General features: G+C 72.4%; 17 protein-coding genes and 1 tRNA gene. 3 read left to right on the top strand and 15 right to left on the bottom strand.

Annotation, left to right across the window (positions count from 1 at the left end):
* Positions 1-13: 13 nt before the first annotated feature.
* The 5 genes from D1781_RS03830 to D1781_RS03810 form a co-directional block, all read right to left on the bottom strand.
* A complete protein-coding gene (locus D1781_RS03830) occupies positions 14-631 on the bottom strand; it encodes a TMEM175 family protein (protein ID WP_119480920.1) in 618 nt (205 codons plus the stop codon).
* A gap of 22 nt (positions 632-653) precedes the next feature.
* Positions 654-1,181, bottom strand: coding sequence for a DUF1697 domain-containing protein (locus D1781_RS03825; RefSeq protein ID WP_199706369.1), 528 nt, complete (start codon positions 1,179-1,181; stop codon positions 654-656).
* Between the two features lie 202 nt (positions 1,182-1,383).
* Positions 1,384-2,844, bottom strand: coding sequence for a peptide MFS transporter (locus tag D1781_RS03820; RefSeq protein ID WP_119480918.1), 1,461 nt, complete (start codon positions 2,842-2,844; stop codon positions 1,384-1,386).
* A gap of 120 nt (positions 2,845-2,964) precedes the next feature.
* Positions 2,965-3,654 carry an esterase/lipase family protein gene (locus D1781_RS03815; RefSeq protein WP_119480917.1) on the bottom strand — a complete coding sequence of 230 codons (690 nt, stop codon included), beginning with the start codon at positions 3,652-3,654 and terminating at the stop codon, positions 2,965-2,967.
* A complete protein-coding gene (locus tag D1781_RS03810; protein WP_147392029.1) occupies positions 3,651-4,394 on the bottom strand; it encodes an alpha/beta fold hydrolase in 744 nt (247 codons plus the stop codon). Before D1781_RS03810 ends, D1781_RS03815 begins: the two co-directional genes overlap by 4 nt.
* An 82-nt stretch (positions 4,395-4,476) precedes the next feature.
* On the opposite strand from D1781_RS03810, the gene D1781_RS03805 reads away from it, so the two are divergent.
* On the top strand, positions 4,477-5,805 hold the full coding sequence (locus D1781_RS03805) for an MFS transporter (RefSeq protein WP_119480915.1): 1,329 nt from the start codon (positions 4,477-4,479) through the stop codon (positions 5,803-5,805).
* On the opposite strand, the gene D1781_RS03800 is transcribed toward D1781_RS03805, so the two are convergent.
* The 4 genes from D1781_RS03800 to D1781_RS03775 all read right to left on the bottom strand — a co-directional run bounded on the left by D1781_RS03800 (position 5,795) and on the right by D1781_RS03775 (position 11,113).
* The gene (locus D1781_RS03800) at positions 5,795-6,292 is read right to left on the bottom strand and encodes a GNAT family N-acetyltransferase (protein ID WP_119480914.1); all 498 of its coding nucleotides are present in this window, start codon (positions 6,290-6,292) and stop codon (positions 5,795-5,797) included. The two genes, D1781_RS03805 and D1781_RS03800, sit on opposite strands and share 11 nt — an antisense overlap.
* Positions 6,293-7,424: 1,132 nt before the next feature.
* Positions 7,425-8,417, bottom strand: a complete 993-nt coding sequence (locus D1781_RS03785; protein ID WP_119480911.1) for a ribonucleotide-diphosphate reductase subunit beta — start codon at positions 8,415-8,417, stop codon at positions 7,425-7,427.
* Positions 8,418-8,504: 87 nt separating this feature from the next.
* Positions 8,505-8,609, bottom strand: coding sequence for a ribonucleotide-diphosphate reductase subunit beta (locus tag D1781_RS03780; protein WP_119481719.1), 105 nt, complete (start codon positions 8,607-8,609; stop codon positions 8,505-8,507).
* Positions 8,610-8,614: 5 nt separating this feature from the next.
* Entirely contained in the window at positions 8,615-11,113 is a 2,499-nt protein-coding gene (locus D1781_RS03775; protein WP_119480910.1) for a ribonucleoside-diphosphate reductase subunit alpha, read from the bottom strand.
* A gap of 294 nt (positions 11,114-11,407) precedes the next feature.
* Between D1781_RS03775 and D1781_RS03770 the strand changes: the two genes are divergently transcribed.
* Entirely contained in the window at positions 11,408-12,601 is a 1,194-nt protein-coding gene (locus D1781_RS03770; protein ID WP_119480909.1) for an MFS transporter, read from the top strand.
* Positions 12,602-12,613: 12 nt separating this feature from the next.
* On the opposite strand, the gene D1781_RS03765 is transcribed toward D1781_RS03770, so the two are convergent.
* The 4 genes from D1781_RS03765 to D1781_RS03750 all read right to left on the bottom strand — a co-directional run bounded on the left by D1781_RS03765 (position 12,614) and on the right by D1781_RS03750 (position 14,901).
* A complete protein-coding gene (locus D1781_RS03765; protein ID WP_119481718.1) occupies positions 12,614-13,033 on the bottom strand; it encodes a pilus assembly protein CpaE in 420 nt (139 codons plus the stop codon).
* A 75-nt stretch (positions 13,034-13,108) separates the two neighbouring features.
* Complete coding sequence (locus D1781_RS03760) at positions 13,109-13,453, bottom strand: histone-like nucleoid-structuring protein Lsr2 (RefSeq protein ID WP_119480908.1); 345 nt, start codon at positions 13,451-13,453, stop codon at positions 13,109-13,111.
* Positions 13,454-13,653: 200 nt separating this feature from the next.
* Entirely contained in the window at positions 13,654-14,679 is a 1,026-nt protein-coding gene (locus tag D1781_RS03755) for an NAD-dependent epimerase/dehydratase family protein (RefSeq protein WP_119480907.1), read from the bottom strand.
* Between the two features lie 146 nt (positions 14,680-14,825).
* Positions 14,826-14,901: transfer RNA gene (locus D1781_RS03750), tRNA-Ala, on the bottom strand.
* Between the two features lie 90 nt (positions 14,902-14,991).
* Between D1781_RS03750 and D1781_RS03745 the strand changes: the two genes are divergently transcribed.
* Positions 14,992-17,364, top strand: coding sequence for a glycoside hydrolase family 31 protein (locus D1781_RS03745; protein WP_119480906.1), 2,373 nt, complete (start codon positions 14,992-14,994; stop codon positions 17,362-17,364).
* Between the two features lie 4 nt (positions 17,365-17,368).
* Here D1781_RS03745 and D1781_RS03740 read toward each other — a convergent pair whose 3' ends face one another.
* A complete protein-coding gene (locus D1781_RS03740; protein ID WP_119480905.1) occupies positions 17,369-18,271 on the bottom strand; it encodes a hypothetical protein in 903 nt (300 codons plus the stop codon).
* An 86-nt stretch (positions 18,272-18,357) separates the two neighbouring features.
* On the bottom strand, positions 18,358-18,930 hold the full coding sequence (locus D1781_RS03735; RefSeq protein WP_407641661.1) for a GNAT family N-acetyltransferase: 573 nt from the start codon (positions 18,928-18,930) through the stop codon (positions 18,358-18,360).
* Positions 18,931-18,961 lie beyond the last annotated feature (31 nt).

The following is an 18,961-nucleotide window of genomic DNA, read 5'->3' as shown; positions in this document are numbered from 1 at the left end:
CGTCACCGGATGTTCAGCGTCGCCGGAGCCGTCGTTCCACGAGGTCGCCGAGGCGCCCGGTGAGCACGAGGACGAGCAGCGCGAAGTAGTTCACCTGCGGCAGGAGCGTCCCGATGACGAGCGCCAGCACGAACCCGATCAAGCTGCTGACGGAGCCGGCGAGCCGCTGGCGCGACGCCGTGTCCCGGCCGTCCGTGAGCTCGGGGTGCCGGTGCACGCGCCACGACAGCGCGGTGAGGAACACGCCGCTGACGGCCATGACGCCGATGTAGGCCGCGATGACCCCGGGCTGCTCCCGCGGATCGGTCTGGTTCGTGAGCGCCGTCGCGGGCGGCAGGAGCACGACCGTGAAGAGCCAGAAGACGGTGAGCACCACGAGCGGCCGGTCCCAGCGGACGACGTGCTCGAAGATCCGGTGGTGCCCCCACCACAGGCGCGCGATGACGAAGAAGCTGATGGTGAACCCGACGAGCACCGCGACCTTGTCGTCGAGGTAGCCCTCGAGCCCCTTCTCCGCCACCTCCCGCGTGATCTCGGTCAGCGGCAGGGCCAGCAGCGTGATCGCGATCGCGACGACCGCGTCGACGAAGGTGACGAGCCGGTCGACGCTGCGCCCCCGCTCCGCCTCCACGCCCCCAGCATGGCGGAGCGGGTCAGCCCGCCGCGACGATCTTGTCGAGCGTGTTGACGTTCCGCGTCGTCACGACGCCCGACTTCTGCCAGCGGCCGAAGCGCTTCCCGAACGGGCTGTCGAGCGTGCGGCCCTTCGGCACGTCCCAGTAGAGGACGCCGTCGCCGCGCGCCACCTGCTCCTCGGCGGGGTCGAGCCCAGCGGCCGCGTCGCCGAGGTCGGCGAGCGCGCGGTCGTCCCCCGCGAAGACGACGTAGGCGTGCCGGTCGTCGGTGCGGGCGAACGGGTAGCCGTCGACCGCGGCGCGCACGACCGGCAGGCCCACGACGATGACCGCGACGTCGAACCCGAAGCGCTCGCGGATCACCGCCGAGACACCGTCGGCGATGCGCTGCGGCTCGTCCTCCGCCGCGGTGAGCAGCACGTTGCCCGACGCGAGCACGGTCCGGACGTCGGTGGAGCCCGCGGCCTCGAGCGCCGCGCGCAGGTCCGCCATCGCGAACCGGACGCCGCCGACGTTCACGCCGCGCAGCAGCGCCACTGCCCGCATCACGCCGCCTCTCGAAGAAGGCCGGGCCGGTCGTCCAGGTGGACGCCGGCCCGGCTCGACGCGCGGCCTTGCCCCGCTCGGTCGATGACTAGATCGAGACGACCGAGGTGGAAGGCGCGTCGATGGTCATGGATGAATCTGCCATGCGCATCACCTCCTCGGCACCAACACTGCGCCTCGATCGCCGCGGAAGCAAGCGCCCTCACCGCACGCCGCGCATCAGCCGGACGACGGGGCGCGCGATCGCGAGCAGCACGGCGCCGGCGACGACGGCGACGAGGCCGAGCACCAGGAAGTACGGCACCTCGTTCTCCGGGTCGTAGAAGGTCGCGAGCAGCCCGGAGGCGGAGGTGCCGAGCGCGACGGAGAGGAAGAACAGGGCGACCATCTGCGTCTGGAAGCGCTCCGGGGCGAGCTTCGTGGTCACGGACTGCCCGACGGGCGACAGCAGCAGCTCCGCGAGCGTGAACACGAGCAGGATCGCGACCAGCGCGAGCAGCGGCGTCCCGTTCCGGCCCGTGCCCGCGAAGGGCAGGAACAGGAGGAACGCGAGCCCCATGATCGCCGTGCCGAGCGCGAACTTCACAGGCGTCGACGGCTGCCGGTCGCCGAGCCGGGTCCAGAGGGCCGCGAAGACGCCGGACAGCAGGATGATCATGATCGGGTTGATCGACTGCGACCACGAGACCGGCATCTCCCAGCCGAACAGGCTCCGGTCCAGCCGCTGATCCGTGTAGATCGTGACGACCGTGAACTGCTGCTGGTACAGCGACCAGAAGACCGTGCTCGCGAGGAACAGCGGGATGAAGGCGACCACCCGCGACCGCTCGTGCGCCTCGAGCGGGCTCGCGAGGATCACCGCGAAGTAGCCGACGGCCGCGATCAGCGTGACGACGATGACGACCGTCGGCAGGTTCGCGGGCGTGATCGCGCCGACCAGCACGGCGACGACGACCGCGATCACGACCACCGCCGCGATCGCGCCGACGATCGGGAGCCGGCCGGCCGGGAGGGGGTTCGGCACGTCCTGGGCGCGCTCGGGGAGGCGCTTCCGGCGGATCACGTACTGGACGAGGCCGGCCGCCATGCCGACCGCGGCGAGCCCGAACCCGAAGTGGAAGCCGAGGGAGGTCTGCAGCAGCCCGGTGAGCAGCGGGCCGAAGAACGCCCCGAGGTTCACGCCCAGGTAGTAGAGCGAGAAGCCCGCGTCGCGCCGCGGGTCCTCGCGGCTGTACAGCGTGCCGACGATCGTCGTCGCGGTCGCCTTCAGCCCGCCGGAGCCGAGCGCGATCAGCACCAGGCCGACGCCGACGCCCGCGACGCCGGGGATCAGGGCGAGCGAGACGTGCCCGAGCATGACGACCGTGGCGCTGATGAAGAGGGTGCGCTCCGCGCCGAGCAGCCGGTCCGCCACCCACGCCCCGAGGATCGTGGCGAGGTAGACGCTGCCGCCGTACGCCCCGACGACGCCCGCCGCCACGGACTGCGGCACCCCCAGGCCGCCCTGCGCCGCGGAGTAGTAGAGGTAGATGAGCAGGATGCCCTGCATCCCGTAGAAGGAGAACCGCTCCCAGAGCTCGACGCCGAACAGCGTCGAGAGCTCGAACGGCTGGCCGAAGAAGGTCCGGCCGCTCGGCCCGCGCCGCCCGGTGTCCGTGGTCATCCCGGCATGGTGGCGCCCCGACCTCCCCGTCCGCTGGTCGGGCGTCTGCCGGTCCGCCCGCCGCGCCCTCCGCTGGTCGAGGTGCGAGCGCAGCGAGCCTCGAGACCACGCCGCCGCGAGTCAGGGCGTGGCGGCGAACCGGTCGAGCGCGGCGAGCACCGCGGGGTTCCGGAGGATGCGGAAGTGGCCGCCGTCGTCGATGCGGCGGTTCTCCGCGGCGCCGGGCAGGCGCGAGCCGCCGGGGATGTGCGGGTCGAAGCGGGCCCACACGGAGGTGATCCGGTCGTTCACCCGCAGCTCGGCGGCGAGCCGCAGCGTCGTCGGGTCCTTCGGCGAGAACGCGTGCAGGCTCGGCAGCGGCAGGTACCTCGCGTACACCGACCCCGAGAACGGCGTCGAGATCGCGAACATCTTCCGCACGCGCCCGCCCGCGGCGTGCTCGAGCATCACGTCCTTGCCGATCAGGCCGCCCTTGCTGTGGGCGACGATCAGGACGTCCTCGAGGTCGTGGTCGGCGAGGTACGACGCGACGACGTCCGCGCTCGCGTCGACGGTCGCACCGTTCGTCCGCAGCGCCGTCACGGCGTGCACCGGGTGCCCGGCGGCGTGGAGGCGCTCGATGAGCGGCAGCAGGAACCGCCACGTCTCCCAGATCCCGGGCAGCACGACGACGGGCCGCATCCCGGGCCGCCCGTCGAGGTAGTCCGCCGGGTCGTGGTGGCGCAGGAGCGGCCCGACCTGCCAGCGCACCGCGGCGACGTAGTCGAGCGCCCACCAGGTCAGGATCGTCCGGACGCGCAGCGGCCTCATCGTCGCGCCCCGAGCGGCGCGGTGAGGATCGCGGAGGCGACGGCGCGGGGGTGCGTGTACTGCGCGTTGTGCACGGCGCGGGGCACCTCCACGAGGCGGCCGACGGCGAGCCGCGCGGCGAGGCGGCGGGCCCACGGGCGCCGGCAGATCGGGTCGTCCGCGCCCCGCAGGATCATCGTCGGCACCGTGATCGCGGCCGCGGCGGCGTCCGTGTCGTACTCGAGCATCGACGGGAGGGTCGCGAGGTAGCGGCGCGGGCCGCACTTCAGGTACTCCGAGAACACGGCCCGGTTCGCGCCGGGCGTCTCCCCCAGCACGTCCTGCGCGAGGCGGAGGCCCTGCATCAGCACGCTCCGCTCGTCGGGGTCGGTGACGGCGCCGATCACGACGACCCGCTCGACGAGGGCCGGTACGCGGAGGGCGGCCTCCAGCACGACCTGCGTACCCATCGACTGCCCGACGAGCACGACCGGGCGGCCGATCCGCTCGAGCAGCGCAGCGACGTGCCCGGCGTGCTCCTCCACGCTCAGCACCTGCGCGGGCTTCGGCGCGTTCCCGAAGCCCGGCAGCTCGACCGCGTGGACCGGCCCGTGCTCGGCGAGCAGCGGGATGAGCCGGAGCCAGTACGAGAGCCCGACGCCGATCCCGTGCACCAGCACGAACGGGCGGCCCTCGTCAGGGCCGAAGCGGTAGCGGAGCATGGTCGCGCCGTCCCGCTCGAGGCGGTCGGGGTCGGGCACGGGCGGCACGGTGGACGAGCGTAGGTGGGCGCTGCGGCGCTCCCTGCGAGTCCGCCCATCCGGGGCTTCCTAGGCTCGGACGGTGAGTGACGGCGCCTTCTCCCCGAGGTACCGCACCGCGACCACCGGCGTCTTCGCCCTCGGCTTCCTGATCGCCTTCGAGGCGCTCGCGGTCACCACTGCGATGCCGCTCGCCGCGCGGGACCTCGACGGGAGGTCGCTCTACGCGCTGACCTTCTCGGCGTTCGCCGCCGCGGGCGTGATCGGCAACGTCGCCGGCGGCGCCTGGAGCGACCGCAGCGGCCCGCGGCGCCCCCTGCTCGCCGGCGTGGGCCTGTTCGCGGTGGGGCTGCTGGTCGCCGGCACCGCCCTCACCATGCCGGTGCTGATCGTGGGGCGGACGCTGCAGGGCCTCGGGGCGGGCGCGATCGGCGTCGCGCTCTACGTGCTCGTCGCCCGCGTGTACCCGGAGGCGCTGCACCCGCGCGTCTTCGCGCTGCTCGCCGCGGCCTGGGTGCTGCCGTCGCTGGTCGGGCCGTTCGCGGCGGGCGCGGTCGCGACGTTCCTCACCTGGCACTGGGTGTTCCTCGGCATCGTCCCGCTCGTCGCCGCCGCGACCCTGCTGCTGCTCCCGCAGCTGCGCGCGGATGCGATGCCCGGCACCGGCGCCCCGCTCCCGCTGGCACGGATCGGCTGGTCCGCCGTCGCCGCGGCCGCGCTGCTCGCGATGCGGCCCCTGCTCGACGTGCCCGTCGCGGGACCGGTGCTCGCGGTCGCCGCCGCGGTGGCCGCCGTGCTCGCGCTCCGTCCCCTGCTGCCGCGGGGCGCGCTCGTCGCGGCCCGCGGGCTGCCGGCGGTGATCCTCGCCCGGGGCGGCTTCAGCGCCGGGTTCGCCGCGGCCGACGCGTACCTGCCCTACTCGCTGATCGCGCTGCGGGACGTCTCCCCGGTCGTCGCGGGCGGCATCACCACCGTCGGCGCGGTCTCCTGGGCGGCGGGCTCCGAGCTGCAGAGCCGGCTGAGCGGCCGCCTCTCCGACCGCCGCTGCATCGGGCTCGGCGCGGTCTCGTTCTTCACCGGAGCCGTGCTGGTCGGGGCGGGCACCGCCGCCGGCCTCGTCCCCGTCCTGGTCGTCGGCTGGCTGCTCGCCGGGCTCGGGATCGGCACCGCCTACCCGCGGCTCAGCACGTCGACGCTCGCCCTGTCCTCCCCCGAGGAGCGGGGCCGCAACAGCGCCGCCCTGCAGATCGGCGACGGCTTCGGCAACGGGCTCGCGCTGACGGTCGTCGGCGTCGTCACCGCGTTCGCGCCGGACGCGCAGTTCGCCGGCGCCTTCGGCCTCGCCGCGCTGCTCGGGCTGCTCGTCCTCGTCGTCGCGCCCCGGACCGCGGCGGGGCCGCTCAGCCGCTGACGCGCCGGAGGTCGAGCTTCATCCCGACGTGGGAGGGGACGAAGCCGAGCCCCTCGTAGAACCGCCGCGCGTCCTCGCGGCGGGCGTCGGTCGTCAGCTGGACGAGGCCGGCGCCGCGGGCGCGCGCCTCGTCGACCGCCCAGCGCACCATCGTCGAGCCGAGCGCCGAGCCGCGGGAGCCGGCCGCGACGCGCACGGCCTCGATCTGCGCCCGCAGCAGGCCGCCGCGGGAGAGCCCGGGCAGCAGCGTGAGCTGCAGCGTCGCGGCGACCGGACCGTCGACCTCCTGGACGACGAGCAGCAGGTGCGCGGGGTCGGCGTCGATCGCGGCGAACGCGCGGAGGTACGGCTCGGGATCGGCCGGGTCCTCGCGGTCGCGGCCGATCACGTCGTCGGCGAGCAGGGCCGCGAGCGCGGGCACGTCGTCCACGACGGCGTCCCGGAACACGAACGTCCGGTCGCCCAGGAAGACCTCGACCGCGCGCATCGGGTCGATCCGATCACAGCGAAGGATGGGATCCGCCGGGGATGCACGGAGTGCGCGCCCCCAGTCCGCGGGACGTCCGGAGACGGCAGCGCCGCCGCCATGCGGCGTCCGCACGCCTCATGCCGAGCGGGATTGGGGAGGGCAAGCCCGCAGGACTCCAAGTTGCACGCCACGCGACGAAAAAGTTGCAATATTGGGCGGGCAGGCGTCAGTCTGTCGCCACGTCCCGTCGTGCTGTGACCGCCGAGTCGCTCGGCTACACACAGATGCAAACGGCGGCCCGAGCTTCCGCCCGAGCCGCCGCCTGACCCCATAGGAACTACGCCGTTGCCGCGGTGTTGATCTTCAGGAGCCGGAATGCACACTCGCCCTTGCGGTCGATGCACGGCGGGAACGTGTCGCCACGCAGGTGCGTGCTGACGGTGCCGTACTGGTCCACCCATGCGCCGTCGAACGGGACGCGCTGTCCCGTCTTCCAGGTGCCGTTAGGACCGAGCGGCTGGTGCCTTGACTTCGCCAACCAAATCACCTCCTCTCAAAATCGGAGACCATGATGAGCTTGATCGAGTTTCCGCTGGGGAGGACCACGACTCCGTCGCAGGTCGCGGAGTGCGCGTGCGGTTCGGTCTGGTTCCAGCCGGTCCGGCACGAGGTGGCTGGCGGGCCCGTCCCGGGCGCGGTCCAAATGACTCCGGACGGCCTGCGGATCATCGCCTTCGCCGGCGAGATGCAGTGCGCGGAGTGCGGGAAGCACTACTAGCCCCGTCGCGAGACGCGCGGGGCTGAACCGGGACGACCGCTTAGACGGTTGACCGATCGGCATCGGTCCGCTGGCGCTTCATGCTCGGGGAGTGCCCTTCTCGAGATGGACAGAGAGTTGTGGTGTGCCCCCGACGCTAGCCAGCGGGGCGAACAAGGCTTCGGAGACACGCCGACGAAAAGAAGGCCGGATTCGCATCTGCGACATCCGGCCTTCTCGAAGCTGGTCAGCGGTCACCACAACTCGCTTCCCCGACGTGTCGAGTCTATCCACGAGCCGATGGGTACCCCGCTTGGAGCCTGAGGGCGTGTCGACCGGCAGCGCCGCCGCCACCCGGTGCGGGGTGGGCGGCGGCGGCGCGTCCGACCGGCCTCAGCGCGAGGAGACCGCCGCGGAGGCGTTCGACTCGTACGAGGTGTTCGTCGACTCGAAGAAGTTGACGAGCTGCAGCGTGTCGTTCGCCGTCGCCATCCACTTCGCCGGGTTCGACACCTTGTACTCGGCCTCGAAGCCGAGCTCCTCGAGCCGGCGGTCGGCCAGGTACTTGACGTACTGGTTGATGTAGTTCGCGTTGAGCCCGAGGATGCCGCCGGGGAGCAGGTCGCGGTTGTACTGCTCCTCCATCGCGACGGCGTTCAGGATCATCTGGCGGATCTCCTCCGCGAACTCCGGCGTCTGCAGGTCCTCGTTCTCCTCGAGCACCGTGAGGATCAGGTTGATCCCGAACTTCAGGTGCAGCGACTCGTCGCGGACGATCCAGTCGACGAGGGAGCCGAAGTTGCGCAGCAGGTTCCGCTGCCGGAACGACAGCGCGACCATGAAGCCCGAGTAGAACCAGATGCCCTCGAGGATCACGTTGTAGGCGACGAGGTTCCGCACGAAGTCGCGCTTGCCCTCGGTCGTCGTGATGTCGAGCGTCTGCTCCGACATCCGCTTGATGAACTCGACCTCGAACTGCTCCTTGGCCGCCATCGACGGGATGTCGACGTGGGAGTTGTAGGCCTCGTCGCGGTCGATCGGGAACGTCTCGAGGACGTACTCGAACGACATGCAGTGGTTGGCCTCCTCCCACATCTGCTTCGCGAGGTAGAGGTGCGCCTCGGGCGCGTTGACGTACGGGTAGACGCCGAACGCGAGCGCCTTGTTCACGAGCAGCTCGCTCGGGTTGAAGTAGCTCATGAGGAACGTCACCGCGTGGCGCTCCTCGTCGGTCATCCGCTTGAAGTCCGCGATGTCCTCGCCGAGCTGGATCTCGTTCGGGAACCACGTGTTCGCGACCGCCTGCTCGTACAGGTCCATCGCCCACTGGTACCGGACCGGCTTCAGCAGCAGACCCTCCTGGATCCCGGTGCCGAGAATGCCCATCGTCTCTGCCCTCTTCCTCTTCCTCTTGCGTGGTGTTCGGTGCCGCCGCCCGGATCGGGCGGCGGCACCGCGCTCAGTGCCTGCCGCCTACTGGCAGCTGTCGCACTGCAGCAGGTCCATCGGGTCCATCGGCACGCTGTACCCGCTGATGAAGTCGGTGCCGTCGACCTGGTCGCCTTCGTCGTCGAACATCGCTGTCACTCCCCCTTGTTGACGTCGGTGCTGCGCACCGGCGATCCGAGTCCGCCGAAGCCCCGGCGAGCGGGGCCGGCGGGCGCCGCCGCAGGCTGCGGCGCGCTCGCTCCGAAACCGCGACGACCGTTGGACGCCCCCGCGCCCTGGTCGATGGTCTCGGCCTTGTTCACCCGCACGGTCGACTGCTCGGCGGTGTGCCGCGGCTTCATGTGCAGGTAGTAGGTCGTCTTGACCCCGCGCTCCCAGGCGGCGGAGTAGATCGACATCATGTCGCCGAGATCACGCGTCTCGAGGTACATGTTCCGGCTGATCGCCTGGTCGATCCACTTCTGCGCCCGGGCGGCGACCTCGAGGAAGGCGTACGGCGAGAGCTGGAAGCTCGTCTTGTACGTCGCCTTGATGTCGTCCGGGATCTCCGCGATGTTCTGGATGTCGCCCTGGCTGCGCAGGATCGCCTCGCGCACCCGCTCCCAGAGGCCGGCGCCCTGCAGGGTCGCGACCAGGTTCCGGTTCACCTCGAGGAACTTGCCCGACGAGGTGGCGCGGCTGAAGATCTGCGAGAACTGCGGGTCGAGGCCGGGCGTGGTGCCGGCGACGAGGCCGATCGACGCGGTCGGCGCGATCGCCATGAGCGTCGCATTGCGCATGCCGCCCTTGACCCGGGCGCGCAGCGCGTCCCAGTCGAGCCGCATGGTGCGGTCGACCTGCACGGGCACGCCGCGCTCCGCCTCCGTGATCGCGATCGTGTCGAACGGCACCATCCCCTGGCTCCAGCGCGAGCCCTGGAAGTTCGGGTACGCGCCGCGCTCCTGGGCGAGGTCGACCGACTCCTCGATCGCGGCGTAGGAGACGTGCTCCATGACCTCGTCGATCAGCGCGTAGGCCTCCTCGCTCTCGTAGGAGAAGCCGAGGCGCTCGACGACGTCGGTGAAGCCCATGACGCCGAGGCCGACCGCGCGGTTCTGCTCGTTCGAGTGGTCCGCCTCGTCGACGGAGGAGATCGTGATGTCGATCAGGTTGTCGAGCTGGCGGATCGCGCTCTTCGCGCTGGCGTGGATCTGCTCCCAGTCGAAGCCGAGCTTCCCGTGCTCGTCCGTCACGAGGTGGCGCGAGAGGTTGATGGAGGCCAGGTTGCAGACCGAGACGTTGTCGCGGTCCTGCGGCAGCGTGATCTCGGTGCAGAGGTTCGAGGAGTGGATCGTGCCGGTGTTGTTGTTCAGCGCCCGGTTGTTGATCGTGTCCTTCCACGTCAGCCACGGGTGGCTCGTGGTCTGCAGCGCCATGAGGATCGCCTTGAACTGCTCGCGGGCGCCGATGCGCTTGAACGCGCGCAGCCGGCCCGCCTCCGCCTCCGCCACGTAGTGCGCGTAGCGGTCGGAGAACGCCTTGCCGGTCAGCTCGTTGAGGTCCGAGACCTCCAGCGGGTCGAACAGGTACCACGCGTCGTCGTTCTGGACGCGCTTCATGAACTCGTCCGAGATCCAGACCGCGGTGTTCGCGGTGCGGGTGCGGCGGTACGGGTCGCCGGAGTTCTGGCGCAGGTCGAGGAACTCGGGGAAGTCGAGGTGCCAGTTCTCCATGTAGAAGCAGAGGGCGCCGAACTTCTTGCCGCCGCGGGAGACCGCGCGGAGGATCGAGTCGATCGTGTGCATGAACGGGATCGGCCCGGTCGAGGTCGTGTTGTTCGACCGGATCGGCGAGCCCTGCGCGCGCAGCTTGGTGACGGAGAGGCCGATGCCGCCCGTGCCCTTCGTGAGCCACATGACGTCGCGGGTCGTCTTCGCGATGTGCTCGATGTCGTCCTGCATCTCGAGGACGAAGCAGTTGGAGAGCTGCGGGTACTTGGTGCCCGCGTTGACCAGCGTGGAGCCGGCCGCCAGGTAGTCGAGGCGCGACATCTTGTCGTAGAAGCCGAGCGCCGCCGTCGTCGGGTCCGCCTCGTTGAGCGAGAGGCCCATCGCGATGCGCATCCAGAAGTACTGGGGCACCTCGAGCGGCTCGCCGTTGCGGGCCTTGATGCCGTAGCGGTTGTTCAGCGTGACGACGCCGATGTACTTCAGCAGCTCGTCGTGCGACGGGTCGAGGGCCGCGGCGAGGCGGTCGAGGTCGAACATCGAGCCGAGGCGCGGGTCGAGCAGGTCCTCGGCGATGCCGCGCTCGATCGAGGTGCGGAAGTGCTGCGCGTGCAGCGACCGGATCTCCGCGTCGTCGGCGTAGTCGCCGAGCACGCGCTTGTAGATCGTCTTCAGCAGGAGGCGGGCGGCCACCGTGTCGAACGCCGGGTCGTCCTTGACGTTCTGCAGCGCGACCTGGATGACGGCCTCGTCGAGCTGCTGCGTGGTGATGCCGTCGAAGAGCGTGAGCTCCAGCTCGGAGGCGATCTGGGTCACCCAGGTGATGTTGGGGTCGAGACCGGCGCTCGCGTGCTCGATGGCGAGGTTGATCTTGTTCGCGTCGTACGGCTCGCGCGTCCCGTCCCGCTTGACCACCGTGATGCCCATGAACGCCTCCTTCTCGCTGTCCGCCGCACTCGCGTCGGACGCCCGTCGGCGGGGTGCTGATCCGCACTCCCCCTCGACCGGGGGATCACTATATGTCGGGGTGGGTGTGCGGAAGCAACCCAAGATGTTGTGGAATTCGTCGGCGTGTCCTCCACAGGTGATACCGCGGGGCTGTGGAGAACCGGGCTGCGCCTGGGGAGACGGTAGGGGGTCGCACCGACATCGGCCCCGGACCTGCGCGGGCCCTACGCTTGTGGGGTTGTGAGCAGCGGCGGTGGCGGGTACGGGGAGCTGATGCGCACCCGCGGCGTGCTGCGCATCATCGCGGCGCAGCTGACGGCGCGCTTCCCCTCCGGCATGCTCTCGCTCGGCCTGCTCTTCCACGTCGAGGGCCGCACGGGCTCCTACGGCGTCGCGGGCGTCGTGCTCGCGGCCCTCAGCATCGGGCAGGCGCTGGCCGGCCCGGCGACCGGTCGGCTGATGGGTCGGCTCGGCATCCGGCCCGTGATCGTCGTGACCACCGTGCTCTGCGCCGCGGCCGTCGCGTCCATCGCGGTGCTCGACCTGCCCGCGGCGGGCACGGTCGGCCTCGCGCTCGTCGCGGGCCTCACCTTCCCGCCGATCACCTCGGCGGTCCGCACGATCTACCCCAAGCTCGTCCGGGCCTCGCTGCTCGGCCCGCTCTTCTCGCTCGACGCGTCGCTGCAGGAGCTGATCTGGATCGGCGGGCCCGTCATCGTGACGTTCCTCGCCACGGGCGTCAGCACGACCGTCGCCCTGCTCGTGTCCGCCGCCCTGCTGATCGGCGGCGGGGCCTGGTTCGCCGCGTCCGGCCCGGTCGGGCGCGTCCGGATCCCCCGCAGCAAGCGCCGGTTCGGCGTCGTGCTGCTGAAGCCGCAGGTCGCGCTCATGACGCTCGTCGGCTTCCTCGTCATCGCCTCGTGCGCGGCCATCGAGGCGAGCGTCGCCGGGGCGTTCGGGGACGGCGACCCGACGAGCGGCATCGTGCTCGCGATCTGGTCGCTCGCCTCGCTCGCCGGCGGGTTCGTGCTGGGGCGCCTCGCGATGCGGCCGTGGTCGCTCGCCCTGCGCCTCCTGCTCGTCGCGGTCGGCGCCTCCCTCACGCCGTTCCTGCCGGGCTTCCTCGGCCTCACCTCGGCGCTCGTGATCTCCGGCTTCGGGCTCGCCCCGGCGCTCGGCATGATCTCCGCGATCGTGTCGAGCTCGGTCCGCTTCAGCGACACCGCGGAGGCGTACGGCTGGACGAACACCGGCCAGCTCGTCGGCGTCGCGCTCGGCGCCGCGCTCGCCGGGCAGGCGCTCGACGCGTTCGGCGCACCGGTCGCCTTCGCGTGCGGCGCGGGGCTCGCGGTGCTCGCGTCGCTGGCGGCCGCGGCGGGCATGCCGGTGTTCCCGGACCTCAAGGGCAAGGACGCCGGCCCGGCGCCCGACACGGCGCCGATCGCGCTGCCGCCCAGCGCGGGCTGAGCGCGCCCGCGGTCAGGCCGAGGCCTCGACCTCCGCGAGCACGGCCATCGCGTACGCGTCCTCGGGGGTGTCCGCGAGGTGGGTCATCCGCTGCCCGAGGAAGGTGCAGGTGACCCGCCAGCCGCCGTGCTCCGCATCGCGCTCGAGCCGTTCGAAGGTGCCGCGCAAGGCCGCTCGCAGCTGGTCCTCGCGGGGCAGCCACAACGCCTCCTCGATCGCGACGGAGTCGAGCGCCCACTCGGTGGTGCCATTGAAACCAAGGACGGTCCCGGTCGGATAGGCGTGCGCCTCGATCGTCATGTCGCTCACCGTGAAGGCGTCCGTGCCGGTCGACTCCATGTCCTGCGAGAGGAATTGGAAGCGGTCGCCGGCGGTCGGCCGCCAGACGAGCCCCGCTTCACGCAGTCGAAGGGCGAGCGGCCGGGAGATCATCGCCACAGGATAAGCCGACCCCGAATGCACGAAAGCGGTGGGCGCCCGTCGGGCGACCACCGCTTTCGAATCCGATCAGTGCGCGGCGTTGTACGCGGTCTGCACGTCGGCCGGGATGCGGCCGCGCGACGAGACCGTGTGGCCGTTGGCGTTCGCCCATTCGCGGATCGCCTTCAGGTCGCCCTTCGGGGCGCGCGGGGCGGACGAGGAGGACGACTTCGCGCGGACGGCGACATCCGCCTTGCGCGCCGCGTTCACATACGGCGAGAGCGCCGCACGGAATTCCTCGGCGTGGTCGGTGGTGAGGTCGATCGTGTAGCTGACGCCGTCGAGGGAGAAGCGCACGCTCTCCCCCGCGCCGTCCTCGATCGGCTGCTGCGTGAGATCGTCGACGAGCTGCACGATGTATTTCTGCGCCATGGCGGGTTGGGTTCTCCTGGTTCGCGGCTTGGGTCGCGCAGAATGCGCGATAAAGGCACTGTACAGGGAATTGCGCGGGAAATCCTTCTTTTCCTCGCATCCGCGCGGCGGATTCTTCGAGAAGTCGTGGAGAAGGGCGGGATTCGCGATCGGAATGGCGGAGATCGTGGTCGGAAGTCCCCGATCTCCGCCGATCCGTCTCAGCGCCTCGTGCCGCCCAGATGCGGTGAGCCGGGGACCGTCCTGCGGTCGGCGACGCCGCGCACCGCCTCCTCCAGCGCGTCGACCGCGTCGACCGTCGGCGCCCAGCCGAGCTCGCGCCGCGCGCGCTCGGTGGACATCACGGGCACCGACGTCGAGATGTCGATCCACCCGGGGTCGGCGGCGACGAGCCGCAGGTGCCAGGCAAGCCAGACGAGCCCGCGCAGGGGCGCGACGCGGATCGGCAGCCACCGCGCCTTCAGCACCCGAGCCACCTCCTTCGGCCCGACGACCGGCTCCCCGGCGATGTTGAAGGGGCCGCCCGCGTGCTGCAGCACGACCCGGGCGAACGCGTCCGCGAGGTCGCGGGCGTGCACGACCTGCGCGACCGTCCGGGGCGGCATCGGCAGCACGAGGAGGGGCACGCGGCCGAGCCACCGGACGGGCACGAGACCGCCCGCGAAGAGGGCGCGGAGCTCCTCCCCCACGTCGCCCTGCATGACGAGGCCGGGCCGCAGCCGGGTGACGACGACGTCCGGGTGCTCCTGCTCGAACCGGTCGAGGATCCGCTCGTCCACGGCCTTGTGCCGGGCGTAGTGCGAGCTGTGGAGGCCCCCGGTGGGCCAGGTCTCGTCGACGCGGCGCACCTTCGGCCCCGGGCTGTACGCGCCGACGGACGACGCCACGACGACCTGCGGGACGCCCGCGGCCGCGACGGCGGCGAGGACGTGCTTGAGGCCGCCGATGTTCACGGCCGCCATGCGCCGCTCGTCGTGGTTCGGCTGGAGCAGCCAGGCGAGGTGGATCACCGCGTCCGCGCCGGTGAAGGCGAGGGTCAGCGCGGCGACCGACGAGGCGTCGGCGACGTCGACCGCGGTCCAGTCGACGCCGGCGTACGGCTCGCCCGCGTCGGCAGGCGGCACCTGCCGCACCACCCCCGCGAGCTCGACGCCCTCCTCCTGGTGCAGACGGCGGAGGATCGCCGTCCCCACGTTCCCGGTCGCTCCGACGATGACCACGCGCATGCGCGCCACCGTAGGGCGGCCCTCATGCGCACTCGCCCCGTTCGGAGCACTCCCCCGGCCATCCCCCAGGCCGCGAGGCCTGCGCCCGCCGGCGGCACCGCCCGGGAACGCAGAAGGCCGCTCCGGACGGAGCGGCCTTCTGCGACTGGTGGACCCTAGGAGATTCGAACTCCTGACCTTCTCATTGCGAACGAGACGCGCTACCAACTGCGCCAAGGGCCCGAGTGCCCGTCGAGAATAGCACCCGCCGGACCCCGGTCCCGGACATCGACGCGCTCCTAGGATCGAGCGCACCCCGATCGAGAGGCCGGCATGGACGCCCGTTTCCGCATCCCGCTCTCCCCCGTCGCGGATCCCGACGCCGTCGTGCGGGGCGACCGGTACCGGATCACCGTGCTGACGGAGGGCCTCCTGCGCTTCGAGTGGGCGGAGGACGGCGTCTTCGAGGACCGCGCCTCCACCTTCGCCCTGCACCGCGACCTGCCCGCCCCCGCGTTCCGCGTCGTGGACGGCGACGAGGTGCTCGAGGTCGTCACCTCGCGCCTCCACCTCACCTACGACCGCCGCCGGCCGTCGGCGAGCGGCGTGAAGGTCGACGGGCTCGGCGGCCTCACGAGCTGGCACAGCACCTGGCGGTTCGGCGACCCGGACCGGAGCCTGCGCGGCACGGCCCGCACCCTCGACGACGCGGACGGACGCGTGCCGCTCGGCCCCGGCGTCGTCGCGGAGGGCGGCGTCGCGGTGCTCGACGACTCCGGCTCGTTCCTGCTCACGGAGGACGGCTGGGTCGCGCCGCGGCCGGAGGGCGACCGCGTCGACCTCTACGTCTTCGCCCACGGGCACGACTACGCGGGCGCGCTCGCCGACCTCTACGCGGTGTCCGGCCCGCAGCCGCTGCTGCCCCGCTGGGCGCTCGGCAACTGGTGGAGCCGGTACCACCGGTACTCGGCCGACGAGTACCTCGCGCTGCTCGACCGGTTCGACCGCGAGGGCGTGCGGTTCAGCGTCGCCGTCATCGACATGGACTGGCACCGCGTGGACTCCGTCCCGCCCGAGTACGGCAGCGGCTGGACCGGGTACAGCTGGGAGCGGTCGCTCTTCCCCGACCCGGAGGGGTTCCTCGCGGACCTGCACGCCCGCGGTCTCCGCGTGACCCTGAACGTGCACCCCGCAGACGGCGTCCGCGCGTACGAGGACGCGTACGCCGAGATGGCGCGGGCGCTCGGCCGGGATCCGGAGGAGCGGCTGCCGATCGCGTTCGACATCACCGACCCCGCGTTCCTGGAGGCCTACTTCGACGTCGTGCACCACCGGCTCGAGGACGAGGGCGTCGACTTCTGGTGGCTCGACTGGCAGCAGGGGCCGTACTCCCGCGTCGCCGGCATCGACCCGCTCTGGATGCTGAACCACTTCCACTTCCTCGACTCCGGGCGGGACGGCCGGCGGCCGCTCACGTTCTCCCGGTACGCGGGGCCGGGCAGCCACCGCTACCCCGTCGGCTTCTCGGGCGACACGGTGATCAGCTGGGCGTCGCTCGACTTCCAGCCCGAGTTCACGGCGACCGCGTCGAACATCGGCTACGGCTGGTGGAGCCACGACGTCGGTGGGCACCTCTGGGGCGTCCGCGACGACGAGCTGACGCTGCGGTGGGTGCAGCTCGGGGTGTTCTCGCCGATCCTGCGCCTGCACTCCTCGAACAACCCGTTCCTCGCCAAGGAGCCGTGGGCGTTCCCCGCCGAGACGCGGACGGCGATCGACGACGCGCTCCGCCTCCGGGTCCGCCTCGTGCCCTACCTGCACACGATGAACCGGCGCGCGGCGGAGGACGGCCTGCCGCTCGTGCTGCCGCTCTACTACGAGGCGCCCGGCGAGCCGGCCGCCTACCGCACGCCGAACGTCTTCCGGTTCGGCAGCGAGCTCGTCGTCGCGCCGATCACGACGCCCCGCGACCCCGGGACGCTGCAGGGCGCGGTGACGGCCTGGCTGCCGCCCGGGACCTGGATCGACATCGCCACCGCGGTCGTGCACGAGGGCGGGCGCACCGTGCGCCTCCACCGCGACGACGCGACGGTCCCCGCCCTGCTCCAGGCCGGCGGGATCCTGCCGCTCGCGGCGGAGCACGAGACGGACGCGGCCGCGAACCCGACGCACCTCGAGGTGCTCGTCGCGCCCGGCGCCGACGGCGCGTTCGTGCTCGTCGAGGACGACGGGACCGGGACGACGCCGGGCACAGTGCCGACCGTGCGGACGGCGCTCGCGTGGGACCAGGCCAGCGGGACCCTCACCGTCTCGCCCGCCGACGGCCCCTCGGGGATCGTGCCGGAGACGCGGACGTGGACCGTGACGGTGCTCGGCCTGCCCGCGGACGCGGCCGTGCAGGTCGACGGCGCCGCGCACCCCGCGACGGCGCCCGATGCCGGCCGGATCAGCGTCACGACCACCCGGGACGCCGCGGCCGGCTTCACGGTGTCGGTCGGCGCGGACCCGCGCCCGACGACGCAGGAGCGGGACGCGCGGGTGTTCGCGCTGCTGAACGCCGCGCAGCACCCCTACGAGGCGAAGGCGGCGCTGTGGCGCGTCGCGACGGCCCCGAGGAGCACGGCGTCGCGGCTCGCGGAGCTGCAGGCGATGGACCCGCCGGAGCCCCTGCTGTCCGCCCTGACGGAGCTGCTGACCGCGCTCTGACGCGTCAGGCGGAGCGGCGGCGGCGGAGGACGCCGTCGAGGTCGGTCACGACGGGACCGCTCTCGTTCATCGCATCGACCGCGTCGACCGGGCGCCGGTCGAGCGCCGCGACCTCCGGGGCGGCGTGGGCCGCCCGCAGCGCCTCGTCCGCGCGCTGCGCGGCGGCGCGGAGGGAGGCGGCGATCGCGATGTCGTCGCGCTTCGGCGGCGTCGGCGCGACCGCGCGCTCCTGCTCGAGGTAGCGGGGCTTCGGCAGTGGCACGGGCGTCCACGTCGGCCGGGCGGGCTCGACCGCCTCCTGCCACTCGGTGAACGTGCGCGTCTCCTCCGGCACGACGACGGCCTGGTCGACCGCCTCGACCGCGCGGTGCGCGGCCGCGACCGTCGACGCGCGCTGCAGCAGCGCGACGGCGAGGAACGACACGACGACGCCGGCGACGAGGAACTCCCAGCCGCCGCCCGAGGCGATGTCGCTGACGCCCCAGCCCGCGATCGTCACGCCGACCACGAGCACGTTCGTGGCGAGCACGCGCGACCGGCGGAGCCGCACGGCGGCGACGCCCGACACCGCGGCGGCCCGGCTGCGGGGCTCGCGGGGCGCTCGCCCGGACCGGGCGAGCTTCCGCTCCGCCTTCGCCGCGCGGGGCCGCGCGACGGACTCGGCGCGGCGAGCGGACTCGCGCAGCGCCCGGTGCTGCTCGGCGACGCTGCGGGCGGAGACCTCCGCGCGCACCTCCTCCGGCACCTCGGCGGTCTCGGCGAGCACCCGCAGGGTCTGCTGCAGCCGGACGGCCGTGCGCTCGGTGCGGAGGTACTCGCGCCGCCGCAGCCACGTCGGGGTGAGGTAGAGGAGCCAGAGCACGGCCGCGAACGCGATGATCGCGCCGCCGCCCAGGCCTGCTGCCATGGGCACGACGGTATGGCCGACGCGCTATCACGTGCGGCAGGCGGCTCCGGCGTGTCGCGGCGCCCCCAGAGCGGGCGCCGCCGGGGTCAGGGGAAGGGCGTCGCCGCGAGCCGTCGGTCGGCCTCCGGCACGTCCGCGGCGTGCTCCGGCACGCGCCCGGACTGCCAGCGCCGCAGGACCCCCTCCGGCACCTCCTCCGTCACGAGCCCGAAGCAGTAGTGGTCGCGCCAGTCGCCGTTGATGTGGATGTAGCGCCGCTTCAGGCCCTCGTACCGGAACCCGAGCTTCTCCACGACGCGGAGCGACTTCGCGTTCTCCGGCCGGATGCAGATCTCCATCCGGTGCAGGCCGAGCGTCTGGAAGCAGTGGTCGGTCGCGAGCGCGACCGCGGTGGGGGTCGCGCCGATCCCGGCGAAGCGCTCCGCGATCCAGTAGCCGATCGTGCCGGAGGAGAGCGAGCCGTAGGCGATCGACGTCACGTTCAGCTGGCCGGCGAGCTCGCCGTCCACCTCGATCACGAACGGCAGCCCCTGGCCGGAGCGCGCGTTCTGCTGCAGCGCCCGGATGCTCGCGCGGGTGTCGAACCCGACCGAGCCGCGAGGGCTCGTCGCCTCCCACTCGCGCATCCAGGAGCGCCCCTCCACGAGCTCGCGCTCCATGGGCCGGGCGTCCCGGAGGCGGATGGGGCGG

This window comes from Amnibacterium setariae, from assembly GCF_003581425.1.
GTDB lineage: Bacteria > Actinomycetota > Actinomycetes > Actinomycetales > Microbacteriaceae > Amnibacterium > Amnibacterium setariae.
Note: the sequence above shows the minus strand (reverse complement) of the source record. Positions and strands in the feature narration are given on the sequence as shown.

Coding starts and splice junctions, on each gene's coding strand:
- D1781_RS03825 (WP_199706369.1), bottom strand. CDS start 1,181: ATGCGGGCAGTGGCGCTGCTGCGCGGCGTGAACGTCGGCGGCGTCCGG.
- D1781_RS03820 (WP_119480918.1), bottom strand. CDS start 2,844: ATGACCACGGACACCGGGCGGCGCGGGCCGAGCGGCCGGACCTTCTTC.
- D1781_RS03815 (WP_119480917.1), bottom strand. CDS start 3,654: ATGAGGCCGCTGCGCGTCCGGACGATCCTGACCTGGTGGGCGCTCGAC.
- D1781_RS03800 (WP_119480914.1), bottom strand. CDS start 6,292: ATGCGCGCGGTCGAGGTCTTCCTGGGCGACCGGACGTTCGTGTTCCGG.
- D1781_RS03785 (WP_119480911.1), bottom strand. CDS start 8,417: ATGGGCATTCTCGGCACCGGGATCCAGGAGGGTCTGCTGCTGAAGCCG.
- D1781_RS03780 (WP_119481719.1), bottom strand. CDS start 8,609: ATGTTCGACGACGAAGGCGACCAGGTCGACGGCACCGACTTCATCAGC.
- D1781_RS03775 (WP_119480910.1), bottom strand. CDS start 11,113: ATGGGCATCACGGTGGTCAAGCGGGACGGGACGCGCGAGCCGTACGAC.
- D1781_RS03770 (WP_119480909.1), top strand. CDS start 11,408: ATGCGCACCCGCGGCGTGCTGCGCATCATCGCGGCGCAGCTGACGGCG.
- D1781_RS03765 (WP_119481718.1), bottom strand. CDS start 13,033: ATGATCTCCCGGCCGCTCGCCCTTCGACTGCGTGAAGCGGGGCTCGTC.
- D1781_RS03760 (WP_119480908.1), bottom strand. CDS start 13,453: ATGGCGCAGAAATACATCGTGCAGCTCGTCGACGATCTCACGCAGCAG.
- D1781_RS03755 (WP_119480907.1), bottom strand. CDS start 14,679: ATGCGCGTGGTCATCGTCGGAGCGACCGGGAACGTGGGGACGGCGATC.
- D1781_RS03745 (WP_119480906.1), top strand. CDS start 14,992: ATGGACGCCCGTTTCCGCATCCCGCTCTCCCCCGTCGCGGATCCCGAC.
- D1781_RS03740 (WP_119480905.1), bottom strand. CDS start 18,271: ATGGCAGCAGGCCTGGGCGGCGGCGCGATCATCGCGTTCGCGGCCGTG.
- D1781_RS03735 (WP_407641661.1), bottom strand. CDS start 18,930: ATGGAGCGCGAGCTCGTGGAGGGGCGCTCCTGGATGCGCGAGTGGGAG.